23 protein-coding genes and 2 pseudogenes are annotated in these 23184 nt (G+C 37.5%); 18 read left to right on the forward strand and 7 right to left on the reverse strand.

Translation table 11 applies throughout. The features are described from left to right. Nucleotide 1: 1 nt before the first annotated feature. Complete coding sequence (locus JN080_RS08520; protein ID WP_256235528.1) at nt 2-1114, forward strand: cupin domain-containing protein; 1113 nt, start codon at nt 2-4, stop codon at nt 1112-1114. Nucleotides 1115-1229: 115 nt separating this feature from the next. Beyond that, complete coding sequence (locus JN080_RS08525) at nt 1230-1493, forward strand: DUF2798 domain-containing protein (RefSeq protein ID WP_256235529.1); 264 nt, start codon at nt 1230-1232, stop codon at nt 1491-1493. Nucleotides 1494-1656: 163 nt separating this feature from the next. Here the strand turns inward: JN080_RS08525 and JN080_RS08530 are convergent. Then, nucleotides 1657-2241: pseudogene (locus JN080_RS08530) on the reverse strand (SDR family oxidoreductase); the annotation flags it as partial. A 23-nt stretch (nt 2242-2264) separates the two neighbouring features. Between JN080_RS08530 and JN080_RS08535 the strand changes: the two are divergent. Then, on the forward strand, nt 2265-3134 hold the full coding sequence (locus JN080_RS08535; protein ID WP_256235741.1) for a LysR family transcriptional regulator: 870 nt from the start codon (nt 2265-2267) through the stop codon (nt 3132-3134). Nucleotides 3135-3617: 483 nt separating this feature from the next. Here JN080_RS08535 and JN080_RS08540 read toward each other — a convergent pair whose 3' ends face one another. Next, on the reverse strand, nt 3618-3785 hold the full coding sequence (locus JN080_RS08540) for an FbpB family small basic protein (RefSeq protein WP_256235530.1): 168 nt from the start codon (nt 3783-3785) through the stop codon (nt 3618-3620). 639 nt (nt 3786-4424) lie between these two features. Between JN080_RS08540 and JN080_RS08545 the strand changes: the two genes are divergently transcribed. From JN080_RS08545 to JN080_RS29435, 12 genes and pseudogenes are all read left to right on the forward strand, one after another. Then, on the forward strand, nt 4425-5222 hold the full coding sequence (locus tag JN080_RS08545; protein ID WP_256235531.1) for a DUF2935 domain-containing protein: 798 nt from the start codon (nt 4425-4427) through the stop codon (nt 5220-5222). A 614-nt stretch (nt 5223-5836) separates the two neighbouring features. After that, nucleotides 5837-6622 carry a 6-carboxyhexanoate--CoA ligase gene (bioW, locus tag JN080_RS08550; protein WP_256235532.1) on the forward strand — a complete coding sequence of 262 codons (786 nt, stop codon included), beginning with the start codon at nt 5837-5839 and terminating at the stop codon, nt 6620-6622. Further along, the gene (gene bioA / locus JN080_RS08555) at nt 6603-7961 is read left to right on the forward strand and encodes an adenosylmethionine--8-amino-7-oxononanoate transaminase (protein ID WP_256235533.1); all 1359 of its coding nucleotides are present in this window, start codon (nt 6603-6605) and stop codon (nt 7959-7961) included. Before bioW ends, bioA begins: the two co-directional genes overlap by 20 nt. Then, nucleotides 7951-9123: an 8-amino-7-oxononanoate synthase gene (bioF, locus tag JN080_RS08560; RefSeq protein WP_256235534.1), complete on the forward strand. Its 1173-nt coding sequence runs from the start codon at nt 7951-7953 to the stop codon at nt 9121-9123. The genes bioA and bioF overlap by 11 nt, the downstream gene beginning before the upstream one ends. After that, nucleotides 9117-9821, forward strand: a complete 705-nt coding sequence (gene bioD / locus JN080_RS08565; RefSeq protein WP_256235536.1) for a dethiobiotin synthase — start codon at nt 9117-9119, stop codon at nt 9819-9821. The genes bioF and bioD overlap by 7 nt, the downstream gene beginning before the upstream one ends. Beyond that, nucleotides 9818-10825: a biotin synthase BioB gene (gene bioB / locus JN080_RS08570; RefSeq protein WP_256235537.1), complete on the forward strand. Its 1008-nt coding sequence runs from the start codon at nt 9818-9820 to the stop codon at nt 10823-10825. The genes bioD and bioB overlap by 4 nt, the downstream gene beginning before the upstream one ends. A gap of 81 nt (nt 10826-10906) precedes the next feature. Next, nucleotides 10907-12112, forward strand: a complete 1206-nt coding sequence (locus tag JN080_RS08575; RefSeq protein WP_256235538.1) for a cytochrome P450 — start codon at nt 10907-10909, stop codon at nt 12110-12112. A gap of 19 nt (nt 12113-12131) precedes the next feature. Continuing rightward, nucleotides 12132-12299: a hypothetical protein gene (locus JN080_RS08580; protein WP_256235539.1), complete on the forward strand. Its 168-nt coding sequence runs from the start codon at nt 12132-12134 to the stop codon at nt 12297-12299. A gap of 807 nt (nt 12300-13106) precedes the next feature. Continuing rightward, complete coding sequence (locus JN080_RS08585; protein ID WP_256235540.1) at nt 13107-13304, forward strand: PLD nuclease N-terminal domain-containing protein; 198 nt, start codon at nt 13107-13109, stop codon at nt 13302-13304. Further along, entirely contained in the window at nt 13304-14221 is a 918-nt protein-coding gene (locus JN080_RS08590) for an ABC transporter ATP-binding protein (protein WP_256235541.1), read from the forward strand. The genes JN080_RS08585 and JN080_RS08590 overlap by 1 nt, the downstream gene beginning before the upstream one ends. After that, the gene (locus tag JN080_RS08595; RefSeq protein ID WP_256235542.1) at nt 14218-14982 is read left to right on the forward strand and encodes an ABC transporter permease; all 765 of its coding nucleotides are present in this window, start codon (nt 14218-14220) and stop codon (nt 14980-14982) included. The genes JN080_RS08590 and JN080_RS08595 overlap by 4 nt, the downstream gene beginning before the upstream one ends. Before the next feature lie 81 nt (nt 14983-15063). Beyond that, nucleotides 15064-15201, forward strand: a pseudogene (locus tag JN080_RS29435) (succinate-semialdehyde dehydrogenase (NADP(+))); the annotation flags it as partial. An 871-nt stretch (nt 15202-16072) separates the two neighbouring features. Here the strand turns inward: JN080_RS29435 and JN080_RS08600 are convergent. Further along, complete coding sequence (locus tag JN080_RS08600) at nt 16073-16243, reverse strand: ArsC/Spx/MgsR family protein (RefSeq protein ID WP_375141614.1); 171 nt, start codon at nt 16241-16243, stop codon at nt 16073-16075. 179 nt (nt 16244-16422) lie between these two features. Next, nucleotides 16423-17046, reverse strand: coding sequence for a MarC family protein (locus JN080_RS08605; RefSeq protein WP_256235543.1), 624 nt, complete (start codon nt 17044-17046; stop codon nt 16423-16425). A gap of 153 nt (nt 17047-17199) precedes the next feature. On the opposite strand from JN080_RS08605, the gene JN080_RS08610 reads away from it, so the two are divergent. Further along, nucleotides 17200-17781 (forward strand): general stress protein, encoded by a 582-nt coding sequence (locus JN080_RS08610; RefSeq protein WP_256235544.1) that lies wholly within the window; start codon nt 17200-17202, stop codon nt 17779-17781. A 474-nt stretch (nt 17782-18255) separates the two neighbouring features. Here JN080_RS08610 and JN080_RS08615 read toward each other — a convergent pair whose 3' ends face one another. From JN080_RS08615 to JN080_RS08625, 3 genes are all read right to left on the reverse strand, one after another. After that, complete coding sequence (locus tag JN080_RS08615; protein ID WP_256235545.1) at nt 18256-19209, reverse strand: D-2-hydroxyacid dehydrogenase; 954 nt, start codon at nt 19207-19209, stop codon at nt 18256-18258. 529 nt (nt 19210-19738) lie between these two features. Next, the gene (locus JN080_RS08620; protein ID WP_256235546.1) at nt 19739-20038 is read right to left on the reverse strand and encodes a hypothetical protein; all 300 of its coding nucleotides are present in this window, start codon (nt 20036-20038) and stop codon (nt 19739-19741) included. 83 nt (nt 20039-20121) lie between these two features. Next, nucleotides 20122-20655, reverse strand: a complete 534-nt coding sequence (locus tag JN080_RS08625) for a CarD family transcriptional regulator (protein WP_256235547.1) — start codon at nt 20653-20655, stop codon at nt 20122-20124. A 126-nt stretch (nt 20656-20781) separates the two neighbouring features. On the opposite strand from JN080_RS08625, the gene JN080_RS08630 reads away from it, so the two are divergent. Further along, nucleotides 20782-21201: a MarR family winged helix-turn-helix transcriptional regulator gene (locus JN080_RS08630; RefSeq protein ID WP_375141622.1), complete on the forward strand. Its 420-nt coding sequence runs from the start codon at nt 20782-20784 to the stop codon at nt 21199-21201. A gap of 547 nt (nt 21202-21748) precedes the next feature. Next, the gene (locus JN080_RS08635; protein WP_256235742.1) at nt 21749-23161 is read left to right on the forward strand and encodes a DHA2 family efflux MFS transporter permease subunit; all 1413 of its coding nucleotides are present in this window, start codon (nt 21749-21751) and stop codon (nt 23159-23161) included. The last annotated feature ends 23 nt before the right edge of the window (nt 23162-23184 follow it).

Genomic DNA, 23184 nt, shown 5'->3' on the forward strand with positions numbered 1-23184 from the left:
CATGGCTGAGAAAACAGAATTTATGAGCAGTCAAATTGTTAAAGATTTCAACCGGGATCTTGAAGACTATCATTTGGGGCCGTTGTGGGAAGCAATCCCGGCGTTAATGCATAAACAGCCGGAGCCGCAGGCGGAAGCATATCTTTGGAAATGGGATGTTATTTATAAAAAGCTTATGGAAGCATCCACAATCTTTACACCTGAACGCGGCGGGGAAAGAAGAGCGATTTACTTCCAAAATCCTGGGTTAACCTACCGTACACCATGGGGGTGGGCCTCAACAACCCAAACGCTTTATGCTGCTGCCCAGCTAATTTTGCCTGGTGAAACAGCTCCATCCCATCGCCATTCTCAAGGTGCACTTCGTTTTATCACCCATGGCGAAGGAGCTTATACGATCGTTCAAGGTGAACGGATTTTCATGGAAGAGGGAGATTTCTTAATAACACCAAAAAATCTGTGGCATGGTCACGGACATGTTGGCGATAAGCCGATGATCTGGATGGATGTACTTGATATCCCGCTTATTTATTCCATGGGCGGAACATTCTTTGAACCGTATCCAGATAAACTAGAGCAGCCGAAAGTACCGGATAATTTCTCTTCACAACGCTATGCAGGTGGAATGGTGCGTCCGATTGGTGACCGTTATCCGTTGTCTGCGCCGCTTGGTTCTTATAAATGGAAGAAAACCGAAGACGCAATCAAAGGATTAAGTAATTTTGAACCAGATCCATTTGATGGCTATGCAGTCGAGTACATTAACCCTTCAAATGGGGAAACAGCCAATAAAAATATCGCTTCCTGGATGCAAAAGCTTCCTAAGGGATTTCATTCAAAAGCACACCGTCATACACATGCGACGATTTATAACGTTTTTAAGGGGTCTGGATACAGCGTTATCAATGGGGTTCGGTTTGACTGGTCAGCAGGGGATTATTTCGTTATCCCTAACTGGGCATGGCATGAGCATGTGGTCGAAGAAGATACGTATCTATTCTCTGTCAGCGATCTGCCAGTTATGGATCAATTCGGTCTTGAACAATCACAACATTACGAACAAAACAACGGTCGTCAAACGGTAACAGGGGAATTTAAACCGAAATTAGGTTAATATATCCGGGTAATCGTTATTGGTGAAGGGTTATTTTGAGATGTTGTTGATTGATTATATGGTTCCCGAAAGTTTGTTTTAGAAAAGGAACCTTTAAAAATAGGTGGTAAATTTTGTGAAGATCAATAAAAAATATGAACAGCTCGTATTTACCTTTTTTATGGCTTTGGGGATGTCTATTTTTATTTCTTTTGTCCTGGTATCAATAAACTTTGGATATAGTCATACATTTTTTAAAATATGGGTGAAAATTTGGAGTGAAGCCTTTCTTTGTGCTTTTCCCGTTGCCTACTTTTTACCTAAAGGAATTAAAAAGATAATGAAAACCTTCACTTTTGTAGAGAGCCGTAATTATAAGAAGAAGTCAGATGCAGTTTAAGGCATACAGAATGAAATAAAAAGGGAGCCTTTGAAGAGATTAAAATTTTCTCTCAGGCCCCCTTTTCTTTTTGGTAATCATTTAATCGATTTTTTTAGTTTCTTTCATTCTACATCCATTAGTAAAAATTCACCTGCTAAACAGCCGGATCATCATTCTGAAATTATTCTCCACCAGTAACGCCGATTGCTTCGCCAGTGATCGCTGCTGCACCGTCTGATGCCAAGAATAGAGCTGTTGCTGCAATTTCTGAAGGCTCAAGTAAACGTTGGATCCATTGCTTTCCTAAGATATGGTGTTTTAATGCTTCTTCGATCGATGTTCCATCTTGTTCTGCAAGTTTTGGCAATTGTTTTTCGATTAATGATGTACGGGTAGGTCCTGGTAGAATTGAATTAGCTGTAATACCATATTGTGCGTTCTCCATTGCTACTACGTTTGTAAAACTAATTTGACCGTATTTCGCTGCACAATAAGCGGATTTATAAGCATCTAGTCTTCTGCCGTGACCGGAAGAAATCGTGATGATACGTCCTTTTCTTTGTTTTTTCATTGCAGGAAGAACATGTTTTGTTGTTAAGAATGTCCCTTTTAGAATGACACCTACAACAAAGTCCCACTTTTCTTCCGGGAATTCTTCAACAGGAGAAATAAACTGAACTCCTGCATTGTAGACGAGAACGTCGACCGTTCCACGATCCGTAATGACTTGTTCAACTGCAGTTTTCACACTTTCTTCGTCTGCTACTTGATAGCCTTGACAACAGGCAAATTCATTACTTTACAGAAGTAGTAAAACAAGGAGGTTTCTCTAAAGCAGCCGAACAATTGTATGTTTCCCAGCCCACAATTAGTAATGTAGTAAAAGACTTAGAAAAAGAATTAGATGTACAGTTATTGATACGGACAACAAGAAAAATGGAACTGACGGATACTGGAAAATTACTTTTTCACTATGGTGAACAAATTTCCCAATTTTACAGACATTTTTATCAAGAATTGGACGATATTAAAAACGCTAATAATGGCTCGATAAAGATGGGGATTTTCTCCTCAGTTGGTACGGAAATTCTCACGGACATTCTGTCAACCTTCAATAAACAATATCCCAACATCACCATTCGCTTTGTGGAGGATGGAGAAGCGAATTTAAAAACTGCTTTATATAATGGGGAACTAGATTTGATTGTACTTGAGGTGCCTATGAATGAACCGATTAACTATATTCCGTTTTTGAAAGGGGACCTCCGCCTTCTTGTTCATCATACTCATTCTCTTGCTAACAAAGAAAAGGTAACTTGGGAAGAATTAACGGATGAAAAATTTATCATCTTTCATGAAGGATTTGCCGTTCGTCGCTTTATTTTGGAGGAATGTGAAAGAATAGGTTTTGAACCAAACATTATTTGTGAGACGTCCCAGTGGAAATTCATTCTTGAGATGGTTTCTTGCAACCTAGGTATAAGCATCCTGCCTCAAAGTAATTTAACTGAATTAAATGTAGCGCATAAGGGGATAAAAGTATTGCCTATTATTGATCAAGAAGTCCATTGGCAAATAGGAATTGCTTGGAGAAAGGAGGGCTATATTTCTTACGCAGCAAGAGTATGGATCCAATTTTTAAAAGAGCGGCTAGAATAAATTGATCAGAATTACCAAGGTAAAAAGAGTTCCGAAAGGTATTTCTTCAGCCTTTCAATTCGGTTGATGATTAAGGACGGTCTAATACCTTTTGAATTCCAAAGTATAAAAAAATTATCGTAGAGGCAGTGGTGAAAAGTGCCCAACCAGATACGCCTTACTCTTATGAGAGACTAACTTTAAACTGTTCATAAATGAAAAAGGCCCTAGTAAACGATGCTTAGGGCCTTTTTCTATAAAAACACAACTAAGGGGATGGGGGAAATTTTTCACTCTCAAACAAAGGGGATAAGTTTGTTGTGATTCATTTCACGTATTAAATATAACATGAAATCAAAGAGTTAACACTACTTTGTGATTTATTTAACAATATTGTCAAATTCATAAAAAAACTAAAAAGGATTTTGGTTGTAAGTAAGTGGATTTAAGCAAAACTATTTTCACTACAAGTGTTTCACAAAAATATATTTCAGGACTTTGGTGTCAGTCTACAGGTAAATTAACGCTTTTATTTGTCGAGGGAAAGACCCTATAGTCAATATGCTTATCGTCAATTTGTTTTTCAATTCGTTTTATTTCTTTTTCATTTGAAAGAATTTCCTCTTTATTTTTATTAATTAATGTTTGCATATTTAAAACTTGTTTTCTCATATTAATGTTCCTTCCTACGAATATATTGTCGAATTTTGTTTTGATACTAATAACTTATCAAAATTTTCGGAAATATGCAAATAAAAATATAATTAAAACATAAATATTTTTAAAGGATAGTAACTTTTTAGAACCACAATGCAACAACCATCAGGTGCTCAAGTTCCATTCGGTTGTTATAAAGAAAGCGAACTCGGCCATGAAGGCGGACATTTCGGAATTGAAGTTTTTAGAAGAAGTAAAATATATTTCAACTGGGTTTGCGTAGTCTAGAATAATAACAAAAGACCCTAGCAAACGGTGCTTGGGGTCCTTTTTCTATAATTATATAACAAAGGGGATGGGGAAATTTTTCACTCTCAAACAAAGGGGATAAGTTTGTTGTGATTCATTTCACGTACTAAATATAACACAAAATCAGAGAGTTTATATCGCTTTGTGACTTATTTAACAATATTGTCATATTTATAAAAAAAACTAACTAGATGCCAAAACTATTGTTAAAAACCTTCAAATAACTATAATTGGATGCTTTTTTGGTGCTTGTCTTGAAAATAGAGAAATTTCCTTATTCATTAGAAACAATTAAGGAGAATAAACATCATATAGTACGGGTATTTTTTACTGGGAGGAAAAAACATGAATGATGTTTTAGAGAAGACAGCAAGATTTGAACATCGTTTTTGGCTTCAAATATTAGGTGACCATTCTAGGTTTATTTATGAAGCATTGGCCCCCCTTCAAAAAGTAGAGATTGAACAGGCATCAAATTTTATTCGGGTATTTGATACCCTTCTGGAACATGCAAATTCCAGAGATTTCATACAATTAACAGCCCAGGCTGAAATAGAGGTAATAAAATTACGGGAATTTAAATTAGAATTAATGAGAAAACACCTTGTTGGGAAAATCAAAATTCACCTTTCACCCACTTTCCTTAATCATATGGTAAATGAATTAGAAGAGTATGTAAGAATTTTAAAACACCTGCAAGATGGGCAAGTCCCGCCTATTTACCATGAACTCCATCATCATCTTGTATGGTTATTAGATGCTGCGGGTCATTCAGAAGCAATTGCCTCTAATTTAGACGGCGTTGAAAAGAAATTAAGGGAGAAAAGTGAGTCATTTACAAAGAACTTTGAAGCTTTTTACTTAAAAGCAGTAGAGCTTGCTGGTTATTTAAGAACTAATTTGACTACGTTTCCTGCTTTATCAAAAATGAATTCAGACACCCAGTTGGAAATAAAACTATTTCAAAATTTTCTAGATGAAATAGAAGATCTAAGGCTAAGTCACCAAGCATTAGGAACTTTTGCACCGCTAATGGCGGATCATATGTTACGCGAAGAATGTTATTACCTAATAAAGTTAGCAGAATCGGCGAAGCTTGATCCACCAAACTGCGATCCTGGTAAACCTCGACTGAAGGAATGAATTTAGCAAAATTTAGGTTATTAACTAATATAGAAAGTCATCACTAATATAAGGAGAGGGGCAGTTTTATGAAACTACCTCTTTTTTAGTTGCAATGGGTCTATATAGGTTCGTTATTTCTCAAGAACAATGGACGAGTTCCAATATGGGAAAACAAATACAACCCATAATAGGGCAAGCATGGACCGATAGACATGTTATCCTGCTTCACTGTACAAGCAATAATCAAGTGGTGATGCCGGCTGGATTCAAAAAAAGATGCGAAGGTTTCCTTTAAAAGTAAGAAAGTGGGCTTATTTCATACCTTTTTTTGTACTTTAGGTCTAATTAAATACATATAAGATTTTTGTGGTCCGTCCCCCGGGACAAACAGAATCTGCAATTTACCACTTCCTAGAATAATAGTTATCTTGAACCTTTGTTTCATTTATTTTAGATCAAAAATAAGAATGATGATTCTAAAAATTATTGACAAATTAAGTGGAGCATTTTAACATTATATATGTTAACCTATAAATACAGATGGTTAACATATATAATGTTGTGGTTAAAAATGTGAGGGTTTATGTTTTATGGAAGATCTACTATATCCTAAGGTTAGGAGGTTAGTGTGTTTGATCGAGGAAAACCTTTTTAGTGTTAGAATGAGAGCTTCTAAGAATGGAGCACATGAACAGGGTGGTAAGCATATATCTGGAGGCGAACAAATTTCAACTTACGGTAATTTGAAAAACGCAGTAAATATCCTAATGGAAAAAGCGTTAACTCATTCAAGAGGCAACCCGGATTTTATGCAGATCCAGTTTGAATTAATTGATGAACCTATTACAAGATTGAGTCCATTACATATTGGGACAAATGAAGTGAGATCGGTAGAAGAAGGTCAATTAGTTGCTCGGAATCTTTTAGAGAAAGCAGGGGTTCCGAGAGAGAGCATTGAAAAAGCATACCAACAAATAACTGAATTTTCGGAACCAAGAGGGGCGATTTTGTTCGATGTTCGGTCTGGTAGACGAATTGATGAACGAAATGAAAAAGGTGTTCGGGTTTCAAGAATGGACTGGTTGACTACGAATTTTGGACAATGGGCTGATTATTACAAAATGCCTCAAATTCATAGAGTCAAGGAGGCGTTGGTGCTCGCGACTAAGGTGTGTGCACACCCTGCTACGATCGCAGAATTATGCTGGTCAGATGATCCCGAATACATAACAGGTTATGTTGCCAGTAAAAAGCATGGCTATCAGCGGATTACGAGGCTAAAAGAATATGGCGATGAAAGTGGCTGCCGAATCTTTTTTGTGGATGGATTAAGTGATCTTCATAGTTATATAGACTATCTGGAAAAACAGCCAATATTTGTTCATTGGGGGGAAGAAAATGCCACACGAATTAATTGAAAAAAGTAAAAAGTATCTTTGGTTACCGTTCACACAAATGAAAGATTATGATGAAAATCCTTTCATCATTGAGAGCGGAAATGGCATAAAAGTAAAAGACATTGAGGGTAGAGAATATTATGATGGATTTTCCGCTCTTTGGCTTAATGTCCATGGCCACCGAAAAAAGGAATTGGATGAAGCAATTAAGAAACAGCTTGATAAAATTGCCCACTCTACCCTTTTAGGGATGTCAAATGTTCCAGCAACAGAACTTGCTGAAAAGCTGATTGAAATAAGTCCTGAAAAACTGACACGAGTCTTTTATTCAGATAGCGGGGCAGAGGCGATGGAAATCGCACTTAAGATGGCCTTCCAATATTGGAAGAATATCGGCCGAACGGAGAAACAAAAATTTATTGCCATGCAAAATGGCTATCATGGCGATACGATTGGAGCCGTCAGTATTGGTTCCATCGATCTTTATCATCAAGTGTACGGCCCGTTAATGTTTGAGAGCTATAAAGCACCGATTCCAAACGTCTATCACTCTACGAGCGGGGATCCCGTTCAGTGCCGTGATGAATGTTTGGGCATTCTTGAGGATCTTCTTATTGAACATCATCATGAAATTGCCGCACTTACGATTGAATCCATGATCCAAGGGGCCGGCGGAATGATTGTCATGCCGGAAGGATTTTTATCAGGTGTACGTGAGATATGTACTAAATATGATGTTTTGATGATTGTGGATGAAGTGGCCGCCGGCTTTGGCCGAACCGGAAAAATGTTTGCCTGTGAACATGAAGGAGTTCAGCCTGATTTAATGGCTGTTGGAAAAGGGATTACCGGAGGCTATCTGCCAATTGCCGCTACCTTAACAACAGAAGAGATTTACAATGCTTTCTATGATGACTACGATAAGTTAAAAACATTGTTCCACGGCCATTCTTATACGGGAAATCAGCTGGGTTGTGCAGTTGCTCTTGAAAATTTACGTTTATTTGAATCGGAAAATATTGTCGAAGAAGTCGCAAATAAGGCAGAGTATCTCCATGACCTGTTTGAAGATCTGCGATCACTTCCACATGTGGGTGAAATTCGGCAGCTTGGTTTTATGTGTGGAATAGAACTTGTTCACTCCAAGGAAACGAAGGAGCCATTCCCAGCTGAAAAGCGGATAGGATATCAGGTTACATTGAAAATGAGGGAACTTGGGATGTTAACAAGACCATTGGGTGATGTCATTGTCTTTATGCCCCCGCATGTAAGTACAAGGGAAGAACTAAAAGAAATGGTCATGATCATGAAAAAAGCGATCATCGAGGTCACAAATGGGGTGGCGAGTGTTGGTGCTTGATGAATGGTTAAGCGGGCGAATAGCAGAAACAAAAGCGGCAGGTTTGTATCGGAAGTTTCGTACCATGAATACGGCTCCACAAACCAAAATGATGATTGATGGTCAGAACAAGCTTGTTTTTTCATCCAATAATTACCTGGGACTTGCGAACGATCAGCGCTTAATTTATGCAGCAGAAACCATCCTGCATGAATTTGGAGTCGGAAGCAGCGGATCAAGGTTAACGACAGGCCATACGGATTGGCATCAAAGGCTGGAAGAGAAAATCGCCCGTTTTAAGCAGACGGAGGCAGCCCTCCTGTTTTCCAGCGGCTTTTTAGCAAATGTCGGGGTCCTTTCTTCCCTGCCTCAAAAAGGGGATGTTATCTTAAGCGATAGATTAAACCATGCAAGTATTATTGATGGGTGCCGTCTTTCAAAAGCGGACACCGTTGTTTATAACCATATTGATATGAAGGACCTTGAAGAAAAATTGAAAGCGACAGCTTGCTATCAAAAGCAGTTTATTGTAACAGATGGTGTTTTTAGTATGGATGGGACCATTGCCCCTCTTGATCAGATGATCTCACTTGCGAAACGGTTTGATGCCTACGTGATTGTCGATGATGCACACGCAACAGGCGTTTTAGGAGAAAAGGGCAGAGGCACAAGTGAATATTTCGGTGTCCATCCCGACGTGGTCATTGGAACATTAAGTAAAGCCATTGGGACGGAAGGCGGCTTTGTTGCAGGTTCGAAGGTGTTGATTGACTTTCTGCTCAACCATGCGAGAACCTTTATTTTTCAAACAGCCATGCCCCCGGCAATCTGTGCTGCCTCCTATGCTGCACTCGAAATCATTGAAGAAAGCAATGAAAAACGTAAGCAATTACTGTCTAATGTAAAAAAAATAAAAAGTAGTTTAGAAGAAATGGGTTTTATCGTGAAGGGGGATCTCACACCGATTATTCCTGTGATCATCGGAGAACCCGAAGATGCTGTGAATTTTTCTGAAAAGCTGCAGGAAAAAGGAATATTTGCACCTGCAATCCGTCCGCCAACTGTACCAAGTGGAGAAAGCCGTATCCGATTAACGGTAACCTCTGACCATAGTACAAATGAAATCGATTACTTGTTGGAATGTTTTCATTTTATCGGAAAAGAGTTGAGCATGATTTGGTAAACGGAATTTTTGTAACAGGAACAGATACAGATGTTGGAAAAACGATGATTTCCAGCGGACTTGCAGCGGTTTTAAAAGAAAAAAAGATTGATGTTGGTGTATTTAAACCATTGTTAAGTGGTATTGCCCGGGAAGATCCCATAAGTGATACAAGCTTGCTGAAGAGGCTGTCCCAAACAACTTTGTCCTATGAGGAGATTACCCCTTTTGAATTTAAAGAACCGCTTGCCCCCTACATGGCAGCGAAACTCGACGGGAAAAGCGTCAGTCTGGAAGCGGTATTAAATCGTTGGGAAAACATTAAAGGAAAACACGACTTTTTCATCGTTGAAGGTGCCGGGGGTATTTCAGTTCCATTAGGCGAAGATTTCTTGGTTAGTGACCTGATAAAAGCATTAAAGCTCCCAATTGTAATCGTAGCACGGCCAAATCTTGGAACAGTTAATCATATTTTTCTTACGGTTCAATATGCAAAAAGTCTGGGTCTTACCATTGCCGGGATTGTGATAAATGGGAAAAATGAGCATCCTGATTTAGCTGAAAAAACGAATCCGGAATTAATTGAAAAATTTTGCGGCGTTCCTATAGTAGGAATTACACCTAAACTGAAGGAAATCTCAAACGAAAACATTAAAAAAATGGTAGAAGATCACATAGATGTGACTTTACTTTTAAATCAATTGGAGGTAGTAAAATGAATAAATGGATGACACTTGCAGATCAGGTATTAGAAGGGAAAGAAGTAACAAACGAAGAGGCTCTTTCTATTTTAGAATGCCCGGATGATGATGTCCTATTACTTATGCATGCGGCTTTTCAAATTAGAAAGCGCTACTATGGAAAAAAAGTAAAACTTAATATGATCATCAATACAAAATCTGGACTCTGTCCGGAAAACTGCGGCTATTGCTCGCAATCTTCTATTTCGACAGCACCAATTGATACTTACAGAATGGTAGACAAGAATACGATTCTTGAAGGAGCAAAGCGCGCCTATGATTTAAATGTCGGAACGTATTGTATTGTTGCCAGCGGTAGAGGACCATCTAATAAAGAAATTGATCATGTGGTGGAGGCAGTAAAAGAAATAAAGGACACTTATGGATTGAAAGTATGTGCCTGTCTTGGAATTTTAAAGCCAGAACAAGCGCAGCGACTTAAAGAGGCCGGTGTGGACCGTTACAACCATAATATCAATACGTCGGCAAGCAACCATGCAAACATCACGACTTCACATACATATGATGATCGCGTCAGTACAGTGGAAACGGTAAAAGAAGCTGGCTTGTCTCCGTGTTCAGGTGTCATTGTCGGTATGAGAGAGACGAAGCAAGATGTAGTTGATATGGCTAATAGCTTAAAAGCACTTGATGCGGATTCGATTCCGGTTAATTTCCTGCATGCCATTGATGGTACACCGCTACAAGGTGTAAAAGAGTTAAACCCACTTTATTGTTTGAAAGTTTTAGCGCTATTCCGTTTTATTAATCCAACAAAGGAAATTCGAGTTTCTGGTGGACGTGAAGTCAACCTTGGATCATTACAACCGCTAGCGTTATATGCGGCCAATTCAATCTTTGTTGGTGATTACTTAACAACGGCTGGCCAAGATGAAACCGAAGATCAAAAAATGTTACGTGATTTAGGATTTGAAGTAGAGTCTGTGGAAGAAATGCAAGCTAGTTTAGCAGCTGAGAAATAAAAAAATAACTTAAAAGCTTTACAGAGATGGGTGTGGCCCATCTCTGTAAAAAGATTGTAAGTGTATACGAGGGAGGCTGACATGGCAACAGATATAAATCAAAACATACAACTTTCATTTACTACTTCAGAGTTTTTTCAAAATCCTTATCCCTTTTATGAAAAGCTTCGATCCATTCATCCTATCTATTATGGAAACCTGTTAAAATATCCGGGATGGTATGTGACAGGATACAATGAAGCGATAACCATTCTTAAAGATACTCGATTTAAAAATCGCATCCCGCTGCCCCAGACTTCAAAAAAATATGAGCAGCTAAAAAACATCCAAAATGACATGATGCTTTTTAAAAATCAACCTAACCATAAGCGGTTGCGCTTACTGGTTAGTAACGTATTCACTCCCGGAATGGTGGAAAAACTCCGTCCTTACATCCAAGAAACGGTAAATGATTTATTGCAGCAGGTTCAAAATCAGAAGTCGATGGATGTGATTTCCGAATTCGCCTTTCCTTTAGCCAGTCTCATTATCGCAAAAATATTAGGAGTACCCGTGGAGGACCGGCACCAATTTAGAGAATGGGCCTTACGCTTAATCCAAACCATTGATTTTACTCGTTCGAGAAAGGCTTTAGACAATGGGAACGAGATTACAATCATCTTACGGAATTATTTTAAAAAGTTGATGGAAGAACGGAAACAAAGCCCTGAAGAGGACCTTATCAGCTTGTTAATAAAAGAGGAACAGCAAGGGGACAGGTTAACGGACGAGGAATTACTTGCAACCTGTATTTTACTTGTTATTGCTGGCCATGAAACAACGGTTAATCTCATTAGCAATTCGGTTCTTGCTCTATTGGAAAATCCTCATCAGTCGAAGCTGCTAAACGATAACCCATCACTTATCGAAAATGCAGTAGAGGAATTTTTACGCTATGAGAGTCCAACACAAATGACTGCTCGCATCGCATCGGAGGATATCGAAATCGATCAAACAACTATTAAAAAGGGCGATCAAGTCTATATTCTTTTGGGCGCTGCAAATCGAGACCCTAATAAATTTGCTAATGCTCATTTACTTGATATCACTAGGAGCCCGAATCCTCATCTTGCATTTGGATATGGCACGCATTTTTGTTTAGGTGCTCCGTTGGCACGTTTAGAAACACAAATTGCCATCCAAAGCCTCCTGCAACAGATGGACAATCTCCAAGTAGCATCTTCTGATCTTCCTTGGCGAAAGCTGTTGGGATTTAGATCGTTAAACGAACTGCAAATTACATTTTAGTTCTGGTGCCTGAATCATTTTGATGACAATAGTACTGACCGCAGCAGGACCTCCTCTTAAAGGGATCGCACTTGTAGCGGATGTTAACCGTTTAACGGATGGATTTCTAATACTATTAAATAACAAGAAATACAAGCCAATGCAGCAATTTAAAATCGTTGGGGAAAATAAAAAAGTAATCATGTGATTGAGAAATAAATAATTCCATGGAAGAGGAATGATAAATATAAAAGGGCAGCCATTTTTCTTGGCTGTCCTTTTTGGGTTGGTTTCCATATTTCTTTTATTCACTGAAAAATACTCAAGTGTTGAGTCAGGCCTCCGACACATCAACCCTTTAATATGGTGGGAAACTGACCTTTTTTTCATTAAAATAACACAATATAAACATTCGATTTCAGCAGAAAAAAAAGCTACCCGTTTTCACGTGCGGTGATGATTTGTACTAGATAACTATGCTTCTAATTTTGATCTTCGTGCTCGTGCTTCGTTATAAATTGCCCTTACGATTTGAATTTTGGGTCAGTCCCCAGACAAATTATTGCTTTTATTCAGCAGGGACTGACACCATAGTCAATATGCTTTTCGTCAATTTGTTTTTCAATTCGTTTTATTTCTTTTCAATTGAAAGAATTTCCTCTTTATTTTTATTAATTAATGTTTGCATATTTCACTATTTCACTCTAATTCGGAACTACGTTTACTATTGGTTGATATTATCAACCAAAATATAGTATAAATCCATTGGAATTGCCGATAAAATGGATTTTAATAGAAGTAAAGGGAGTGATATATATTGAAGGGTGATAGATTTTTGACAACATTGAAGATTGGCTAAAGGATTACGATATTGAAGCTCCCAGAGACGAAAAGACAATAAAAGAAAGTATCATGCAAAGCGTTGCAGAAAATCCCGCTTTTGTTCCTTTGCACGATGAACCGACATACAAAAGCATTATTGATAAACTCAAGTCAAATTTAGGAGGAAACTGATATGGCAAATTTAATGCATTCATTACCTTTTTTAATCCCGATTATCATTATTGAACTTGGCCTGACAATTGCTGCTTTGGTGCATATTTTTACGCACAAAACGTACCGCTTTGGAAATCGTGTGCTCTGGGTCATTGTGAGTTTTGTTCAAATTATTGGACCGATCGTTTATTTTATCTTCGGCAGGAGTGATGAATAATGGATATTCTTCAAATACAAAACCTTTCAAAAAGCTTTGGAAATCACAAGGTGATCGACAACCTATCATTTGTTGTGCCGGAACATTCAATTTTCGGTTTTATCGGGCAAAATGGCGCAGGAAAAACAACAACGATGAAAATGGTTTTAGGACTTTTAAAAGCTGACAGTGGCAGTATTTCCGTTTGCGGCGAAAAGGTATCTTTCGGACAAAACAAAACAAATCAATATATCGGCTATCTGCCGGATGTACCCGAATTTTACAGTTATATGCGTCCCAAAGAATACTTAAAGCTTTGCGGTGAAATCACAGGGTTACCTAATGAGAAAATTAAACGCCGCAGTGAAGAGCTGCTTACTCTTGTCGGACTCCAAGATGTAAACAAAAAAATCGGCGGTTTTTCACGGGGAATGAAACAGCGGCTCGGCATTGCCCAGGCGCTGCTGAATGAGCCAAAGCTGTTAATTTGCGATGAACCGACAAGTGCGCTTGACCCTGTGGGCAGAAAAGAAATACTGGATATTTTGCAGCAGGTGAAAGGCAAAACTACCGTTGTCTTTTCCACCCATATCCTTTCCGATGTGGAACGGATCTGTGACCATGTTGCTGTTCTTAAGAATGGCAAATTGGCTCTTTCAGGAACACTTACAGAGCTGAAAGCAAAGCACAAGGCTGACGGATTGCTGATTGAATTTGCAGCAAAAGCAGACAAACAACAATTTATTGGCGACCCGCAAATTGTGCCTTTTATGGATAAAGCAGAACAGACCGATACGATGATTGTCTTTCATATAAACGATGTTAAAGAGACGGAAGCGGTCGTGCTTGGTGTTCTTGCCCAAAAAAGTATTTTACCGTTAAAACTCGAAGTAACAGAACCGACGATCGAAAACCTGTTTTTGGAGGTGGTAAAATGAGAGCCTATCTTGCCTTTACGAAAAAAGAATTCATCGAAAATCTGCGCACCTACCGGCTGTTTATTATGTTGATTGTGTTTTTGTTATTTGGAATCATGAATCCTGCTATTGCCAAGATTATGCCCGACATCTTAAAATCAGCTACCACTAAAGGCATGAAAATAACGCTTCCGCCGCCGACGGCGCTTGATTCATGGGGACAGTTTTTCAAGAATGCAGGACAAATGGGATTGCTTGTGCTTGTGATCGTCTTTTGCGGAATAATGGCAAACGAATTCAGCCGCGGCACCCTAATCAATATGCTGACCAAAGGTTTGAAGCGCAGCACTGTTATCTTTTCAAAGTTTACGATGGCGGCAGTTATCTGGACACTGAGTTACCTGCTTTGCTTTATCGTTACTTATTTTTACACTGCTTATTTTTGGAAAATGAGCGGCATGCATCATGTGTTTTTAACCTTTTTCAGTCTGTGGCTGTTTGGTATCCTGCTAATCACCTTGTTGATTTTTGGGGGCGCATTGTTTAAAAATATTTACGGCAGTCTGCTGCTTACCGGCGGCAGCATAGTGGTAATGATGCTGATAAACATTGACCCGAAACTGCAAAAATATAACCCTATCATTTTATCAAGTGATAATATGTCATTGCTCACAGCACAAAAGGAAGTAGCGGATTTTATGCCCGCCATTATCATTTGTGCCACCTTAATTATTGCATTGGTTGTTTTATCGGTTGCGGTTTTTAACAAAAAGCAGGTTTGATCATAGAGGGAACATAGGGACGGTTCTTATGTTTGTTTCTATATTATTTCTGAGATGAACATCGATGGCGAAGAGTAAAGAATCGTTGGTCTGAATGATGCCCTTACCATCAGCCGCCCAAGTTCCATCGGTGGTAATAAAGAAAGCGGCCTAGGCTGTGAAGGCGGGCATTTCGGAATTGAAGGATTTTTAGAAGTAAAATATATTTCGATTTGGTTGGATTACTATGCAGGGGTTAAGCCGAGTTCGTGGTATTTCCTTACTATCATGTCAACATATTTTCCTAAAAACAAAAAGACCCCAGCAAACGGTGCTTGGGGTCTTTTTTCTATAATTATATAACAAAGGGGATAAGTTTGTTGTGATTCATTTCACGTACTAAATATAACATGAAACCAAAGAGTTAACACCGCTTTGCGATTTATTTAACAATATTGTCAAATTCTCGCCCGAATTTTCTAAAACTAATTCCAAACTTGTGTTAAAAACCTTCAAATAGCGATATTTGGAGGTTTTTTCTATACATATCATAACTGGTTGAATTCTATTTATCCATAAAATACTAATGAATATTTTACTGTGGAAGAAGCTCTTTCATTAATTATCTCTTAGTTATTAGGTAAGAACAATGGACTAGTTATTTTTCATACAATATTGTATCAAATAGTGAGGGTGTTCAATATGAGAAACCAATTACAACCTATAATAGGTCAAGCGTGGACCGGTAAACATGTTGTTCTGCTTCACTGTACAAACAATAATCAATTGATTAATCTTTATAAAAGTTTCCACGCACCGATTGAGCCTCCACGTCACAATTGTGCAGAAACTTTATCCCAATTGCTTAGTATCGGTTATCAAATTATGGCCATTACACCAATCCCACCAAATCATATTCAATATTTTTTGGTACTATGATTTGCTTACTGTACTTTGGAGGAATCAAATAACTTTTAGTAATCCTTTTTCTTCTAATGAAGTAACTTGGCATGTGAACATACTTTGATGAATGCAAAAGACCCTAGCAAACGGTGCTTAGGGCCTTTTTTTCTATAAAAAACGAACAAAGGGGATGGGAGAATTTTTCTGGTTACTGAATATTTTTTATGAGCTCCATGTAATGATCACGGCGAACTGTTCTAGGCAGAAATCTGCCAATCTGGTGTTCATCATAACCAACCATAATACGCTTTCCGTCGTGAATAATTAGCCTTTTTAAAATGCCAGGCTTTTTTTGGATTAGGCTGTATAAATCTTTCAATGGTAATAGAGTATCTATACCCAGAGGCTAAATAGTTATCCAAGAAGCTTATTCAAAATATTTATGGCCTATTTGTTGACCGTAAAAGATGCCTCCGCTAATGAGATTTTATCTTATCATGTTTCAGATCGAGTCACTTTAGATATCGCAACAAAAACCATCCACAAACTAATGAATAATTACAGATGGGGAAAAAGTCCTTTTATGCCTTCTGCAATCATCTGGATTGAGATAACGGCAAGGATCAAACCCATTAACCTGGTAATAACGTTCAGTCCTCCATGCCCAAGTTTTTCAATAATGGGAGTTGAATAGTAAAACAGTAAATAGGAAATTCCAAGAACTAGTGTAAAACCTACGAGAACCAAAATTAAATTTGAGATATTATACGAAGTTGCAAGCGTCATAACCGTTGCAATGGTTCCTGGTCCTGCCATAATTGGCAGGGCAAGAGGGGTAATGGATATATCCTCTTTTTCTGTTGCCTCCTCTTTTTCTTTCGAGTGAGGAGTTTGCGTCGTTGATGTTTTGGCATGTAAAAGATTATAAGCAATCCCGAAGATAAGGATACCACCCGCTACCCTGAATGCATGAATCGTGATGCCAAACATGGAAAATATAAAGTTACCAACTAAAAGGAATGCGGTAAGTATACAAAAGGAAACAAATGCTGCTTTCCTGGCAGTGTATTTCTTTTGATGTTGAGAGTACCCGTTTGTAAGGGAGATAAAAATCGGTATATTTCCTATTGGGTTCATCACAGCGAAAAACGACACTATTATTTTAAGTAGCAGGCTAATCAAAGAAATTCCTCCTTTCTTATATATTTTTTATATTTCCCGTATGGGGACTAACGAAACAATTTGCCGCTGGCAACTTTCAAAAAAAATTAGTGTTTCATTCCTCGCAGGGCGGGTAGTTTTAAAAAAGACTACTAATCTAAAGGAGGAATTTCAATGTATGAACATGAAAAGCATCTGGTAGGAGTATATGATACTGAAAATGAGGCAATTCAGGCGGTTGAAGATTTAAAACGGCAGGGCTACGCTTCTGAGGATATTTCGGTAATCGGGAAAAACAAAGACGAAGTAAACGGAATTAATGAAGCTACTGGTATGAAGACTGAAGAAGGCCTTGCAGCTGGAGCGGCAACAGGCGGTGCGCTTGGGGGGCTTCTCGGCCTGCTGGCAGGCGTAGGAGCCCTTGCGATACCAGGCATCGGCCCTCTTTTAGCAGCCGGACCAATAGCAGCAACCCTGACTGGGGCAGCTGTCGGCGCGGGAGCTGGTGGATTGGCAGGAGCTTTAATTGGAATGGGCATTCCAGAAGAAGAAGCTGACCGCTATGAAGGCTATGTTAAAGAAGGTAAAATCCTTGTCGTTGTAGAACGCCGAGTGAATCGTCCAGGGGATGGACCTTTTGATTCAGGTGTTAACCAAAAAACTGGCGGAGCCACGATATCAAATGATCCATTAGATACTCCGCTCACTTCCGGCAATACAGCTTATACTAGCTTGGGCAACAAAAGAGATTTTTAATGATTGAAGGTGAAAAGGGTGTCTGTCCACATATCTTTGGAGGAGTCACCCTTTTTCACCTTAAGTAAAGCTAAACATGTTCCAGTGGACCTGACTGAAAAAAGAAAAACCGAATAAAGCAGAGAAGAAGATAGTTAATGTATGGTTAACTATCTTCTTTACACCGATAAAACTTTTAAATGAACAATTTGAAAGTATATAGAGGTGCAGCAAATATGTTAACAGTATCACCAAGACTCCCTGGTGAAAATAATACGGAGTTTACCTACCGAATATTAAAAGAGGAAGAATGTCACTACAAAGTGTGAATTTGTTTTTTGTTTCAATTCTCCAATTGTGTTTTATAAATGCGATAGTGGTTCTCTCTTTATTTAAATGTTAGAGCAATTCTATCTCTCTTAATTCGTAATTTTCCAGGAATTTAAATAGTTACAAAAAGCTGGCTCGATATTTTGAGCCAGCTTTTTGTACACGTTAATACCCACGTTTCCGGTCAACCAATCCTTGTAACGGTTCTTTGTTTAAGTATCGCTTTAAATTTTCGATAAAAAATTGACTTACTCCCTCCGTGGTGCTTGGTCCTGACAGATGAGAAGTTACATACACATTCTTCATTGAGTAGAAAGCATGGTCTTTTGGCAATGGCTCTGTCTCAAACACATCCAGGACCGCAGCATGAAGAAGGTCCGATTGCATAACAGATAGTAAATCATCCTCATTGATTAATGATCCCCGGCCAACGTTGAAAAGGCAAGCTTTTGGTTTCATAGATAAAAGAACTTCCCGGTTTATGATGTGATAAGTGGCATCAGTTAACGGAAGGGTTAAGACTAAATAATCAAGATCCTTTACAAATTCCTTCCATTCATTTGGCGTAAAATGGCGGTCCACTAAATAAGCATTTTTTTCGCTAAAGCTTAAACCGTACACATTCATATCAAAAGCTCGAGCTTTACGTACTATTTCAGATCCGATCGAACCAAGCCCTGCAACACCAATTATTTTACCTTCCAGAGATTCTGTATTGAAAGGATCCCAGCGGTGTTCTGCTTGCGCTTGCAACATCCTGGGAACGCCTTTCAAAATGTACAAAAGAAACGTAAAAACATATTCAGAAATATATGAGCCGAATTGATTTACAATTCGGGTTAATCGAATGTTCTCAGGTATTGATGTATCTCCAATCAAATCATCGACGCCGGCACCTGTTGATTGAAACCATCGTACGGATGAAGCACTGGGCCGGTTTAATAATTGTGTAGGAAACCTCCATCCCAAAATAACTTCAGTACCAGGCAGTAATCCTTCTGCTTCCTCTGGAGTTTTTGCTGCCTTTACTGAAGTAAAACCATAACGGCGGATACAATCAGCGTACTCCTCTGCTTGCTTCGGACTATATACAAGAATAGTAGGTTGGGAATAATTCATCTAATTTTAATCTCTCCTTTTGACTCGTTCTTTTATTACTAATGAGCTGCGGAATGGAATGAAAACTATGGTTGCAATTCCGAGAAGTTTTCCGATCTTTGGGATTCAATGAGTTTTAAGCATATGTTAGTCGTTTATACTAATGAATTATACCGTAAAGTTTTGGGGTTATCAGTCCTTTGGTAAAACAAAAAAGTTTATAAAAGCGCGGTTGAATATAGATTGAACAGGGGGACTGTTATCGTGTCTAATAAAGGAAGAAAATATAATAATTAGTAATTATTGCAAAACTAAAAATCTTTATTGTAAAACTATAATTAAGGCAGAATCCAGTTGGATTCTGTCTTATTTTATGAATGTGTTTTGTCCAATGATATTGTAAAGGAACTGTTCAGGAGGTTTTCGATATTCATTTGAATGGAGGAAATTGAGTAGATAAACAAAATAGAACAACAGGTACTAGATTTAATACCTTAAATATCTTATTATCTAAGAACAGATTGTTGAAAAAAGACATTTATTAAATCCATTACTCCTCGTTATTTAAAATGAAATCCTTACTATAAAAATAACCGAATTTATTTTGATCAAATTCAACTTTATAATTATAAACTCCCGATTTACACTTATTTTTTTCACAAATCCTACCAATTCTATTTTCAAATTTTTTCAGATAATAGTAATCTTCTGGTTCCATCGATTCCTTTTTAATACTTTTTATCTTTACCTTTTCCCCGATTTCGATGTTGAGTTCACTTAGACAATTCATTTTATTAGATTCATCTTCTAACTCAAAATACGCTGTATGATCTTCTGTATCGATGACCATTAAAACATCCCCTAAAAATAGTTGTAAATTTCTTATTTCATAATAAATTCTCTCGGCTACCCGCATTCTTTGTAGTAAATAAGTTACTCATTTTTTTCAATAAGCCTATTAACCTCTTTAACTACTGCATCGTATGTAGTATTCAGTGAAATGGCCAATTCTTTGAACAATATATTTTGAATCGAAATTAAAAGGTGTTTATCTTGTTCGCCAAACTTTTTTTCTTCCATTTCAAGTTCATGCTTTTTCCGAATTAAGGTATTCGCTACTTTAGCAATATCATTACGATTTCCGGTCTTAACAATATCATTATATACTTGGATGCGTAAATGATTATTTTCGATCCAATTAACACCTAGCGATTTGAATGATTCTAAAATTTCTTCAGCCTGATTTCTTTGAATTAATCGTGACATGTTTACTTTTTCATTATCTACTGGGATACTTATTGTCAATTGGTGGCTGTTTTCAAGAGGCTGTAACACATAATAAGTTTTGATATTTCCAAAGTATGTTTTATCACAGATATTATCTACTTTGCATATACCGTGTCCTGAATAGATGATTAGATCTCCTATGTTATATATTAAATTAACTCCTTTACCTGTTATCGTCAACCAAATTGACCATATTATTTTACCTCAATAACCATTAAATCGTCAACTAAATTGACAATGGAGAATGATCTTTGGTATAGTTTATAACGAGTAAAATGATTGGGAGTGAAGTGGTTGGATACTAAAATGCAAAACTTAGATTTAATTGATTTGATAAGCGAACGCCATGTTCAACTTCGCAGTATCACTGAAAAATTGTGGAATAATAACAGTACCATTTATATATCAAATTCCGAGTGGTTTATCATAGCTAGAATTTATGAAAAAAAACAACCGACTATATCTTACGTCTCAAAACATGTAGATATTTCTCGACAAGCCACACATAAATTCATTAAACAACTTGAGGAAAAAGGATTAGTTGAAATAAAAAACGTAGAAAATAATAAAAAAGAGAAATGCATCCAGCTTACTTCATTAGGCGAAGAATGTTATGAAAAAAATGAGTCCTTAAAGGCTACACTTGAAGAAAAGATCGCTGCTAAAATTGGAGCTGAACAATTATCAACTCTTAAAGAAATATTAAAAGCAGATTGGGGGTTGTAATACCAATTGGTAAGAGCGTTTTGATCAGTCTTTTTTCAGAGCATGCTCTCTCTTTTTTTGGATAACGATCAAACTTCATTTGAAAATTAATAAAAATTTTACAAAAAAAAAAAGACTAGAAATATAGAAAAACTTTTTGTTATAGTAAACAAATCGGTGGTAAATGGGGGTGTACCACGGTAATGGATTCAAAGTCGTTGATAATCGAAATCGCGGCAACTCTGTTTAAGCAGAAAGAATAGTAGGGGGATAGGAATACACGAAATCTTAAGTTAGCAATATTGCAGCAATAAGTAAACCAATTCGACATTACTTAGATTTGCGCAGAAGTTTATTACTGCGATTAAAATAAAGTGCGAATTTAATTTTCTCCAATGATGACAGCATTTATTGAAGGTGGAATTATGCTTTGTTTAACCAAAAAACAAGTAATCCACTAAAATTTATTTCTCAAGTAGACCAAATTAAATGAAGGAGTTTTTAATAAGTGAATAAACAAATCAAAACAGGACAAATAACGAAACAACCATTCAAAACAAGCGCGATAATGGCTGCTCTTTTTGTAGCAGGATTTGTTGGGCTTTTTAGTGAAACGGCATTAAATATTGCCTTAGGAGATTTAGGCCAAATATTCAATGTTGATGCCACAACAATCCAATGGTTAGCAACAGCCTATTTTCTTACTTTAGGTATTTTAGTACCGGTTACAGGCATTCTGATGCAAAAATATACGACACGTCAAATGTTCATAGCGTCTATATCGCTATCCCTTATTGGGACCATTATAGCAGCAGTAGCTCCCGTATTTAGTGCTTTATTGGTGGCACGTATTATTCAAGCAGCAGGATTAGCCATTGCTTTACCTTTAACTCAAAATGTTATTTTTACTATTTTCCCTCCAAATAAGCGAGGCGCCGCTATGGGAGTCATGGGCTTAGTTATGTTAGCTGGTCCATCATTTGGGCCAACAGTGGCAGGACTTATTTTAGATACATTATCATGGCATTGGATTTTTTGGGTTACAGTACCTTTCTTACTGTTTTCTCTTATCTTCGGGTTCAAGTTTTTACCGAATGTAAATGAGGTACGTAAGGTTTCGATTGATATATTATCTGTTATTCTTTCGACGATTGGATTCGGTGGAATTGTTTATGGATTTAGTGTCTCGGGTGTGGAAGGCTGGACAAGTCCAACTGTTCTTGGTTCGATCATCATTGGCTTAATAGCAATCATTATTTTTGCGATTCGTCAAACGAAAATGAAGAATCCAATGCTGAATTTAAGAGCATTTAAATATCCACTTTTCATTCTTGGATTCATTATGAGTTTTATAACGTTCTTCAATATGTTGTCCATGCTTGTCATTTTACCAATGTATATGCAAATGGCTTTAGTAATGGCTGCTTTTACAACAGGTCTTATCCTTCTTCCAGGTAATTTACTTAACTGTATTTTAGCTCCAAGCATTGGTCGTTTATTTGACAAATATGGTCCGAAAGCGGTTATTACACCTGGAACCATTTTAGTAGTCATTGGTTATATTTTATATGCATCATTTGGTACAGAAACAGCTATATGGGCGATTGTGTTAACTCATATTGTTATGATGTTAGGCATCGGAGCGGTGCTTGCTTCTGTACAAACAAACACGCTAAATTCTCTTCCAAAACAATACTATCCAGATGGAATCGCTATAACTCAAACGATCCAACAAATAGCCGGTGCTATTGGTATTGCGGTAATGGTATCACTTTTCTCAGCAAAACAAGGCAGTTTCTTAGCAACCATTGTGAATGAACCAACACAGGCTGCAGCAGCGGGATCATCAATGGCGTTTAAAATCAGTTTAATATTAGCCGTTATTAATGTTGTACTGTCAATATTCTTAAAATTACCAGTTCCAGCTGATGTAAAGGCTAAAGCACCAGTAAAAACAACTGAGCCTGTACACAACAAGTAAAATTTCCAGCACAATGTACTGAA

The sequence above is a fragment of the Bacillus sp. EB600 genome (genome assembly GCF_024494385.1).
In the GTDB taxonomy this organism is placed as follows: domain Bacteria; phylum Bacillota; class Bacilli; order Bacillales; family Cytobacillaceae; genus JAEVLT01.

Excerpts from the sequence above, each read along its gene's own strand:
- JN080_RS08540 (WP_256235530.1), bottom strand. The coding sequence starts at position 3,785 with ATGAGAAAACAAGTTTTAAATATGCAAACATTAATTAATAAAAATAAA.
- bioA (WP_256235533.1), top strand. The coding sequence starts at position 6,603 with ATGCCACACGAATTAATTGAAAAAAGTAAAAAGTATCTTTGGTTACCG.
- JN080_RS08545 (WP_256235531.1), top strand. The coding sequence starts at position 4,425 with ATGAATGATGTTTTAGAGAAGACAGCAAGATTTGAACATCGTTTTTGG.
- JN080_RS08615 (WP_256235545.1), bottom strand. The coding sequence starts at position 19,209 with ATGAATTATTCCCAACCTACTATTCTTGTATATAGTCCGAAGCAAGCA.
- bioB (WP_256235537.1), top strand. The coding sequence starts at position 9,818 with ATGAATAAATGGATGACACTTGCAGATCAGGTATTAGAAGGGAAAGAA.
- JN080_RS08520 (WP_256235528.1), top strand. The coding sequence starts at position 2 with ATGGCTGAGAAAACAGAATTTATGAGCAGTCAAATTGTTAAAGATTTC.
- JN080_RS08575 (WP_256235538.1), top strand. The coding sequence starts at position 10,907 with ATGGCAACAGATATAAATCAAAACATACAACTTTCATTTACTACTTCA.
- JN080_RS08585 (WP_256235540.1), top strand. The coding sequence starts at position 13,107 with ATGGCAAATTTAATGCATTCATTACCTTTTTTAATCCCGATTATCATT.
- JN080_RS08610 (WP_256235544.1), top strand. The coding sequence starts at position 17,200 with ATGTATGAACATGAAAAGCATCTGGTAGGAGTATATGATACTGAAAAT.
- JN080_RS08620 (WP_256235546.1), bottom strand. The coding sequence starts at position 20,038 with ATGGTCATCGATACAGAAGATCATACAGCGTATTTTGAGTTAGAAGAT.
- JN080_RS08630 (WP_375141622.1), top strand. The coding sequence starts at position 20,782 with ATGCAAAACTTAGATTTAATTGATTTGATAAGCGAACGCCATGTTCAA.
- JN080_RS08590 (WP_256235541.1), top strand. The coding sequence starts at position 13,304 with ATGGATATTCTTCAAATACAAAACCTTTCAAAAAGCTTTGGAAATCAC.
- JN080_RS08635 (WP_256235742.1), top strand. The coding sequence starts at position 21,749 with ATGGCTGCTCTTTTTGTAGCAGGATTTGTTGGGCTTTTTAGTGAAACG.
- JN080_RS08595 (WP_256235542.1), top strand. The coding sequence starts at position 14,218 with ATGAGAGCCTATCTTGCCTTTACGAAAAAAGAATTCATCGAAAATCTG.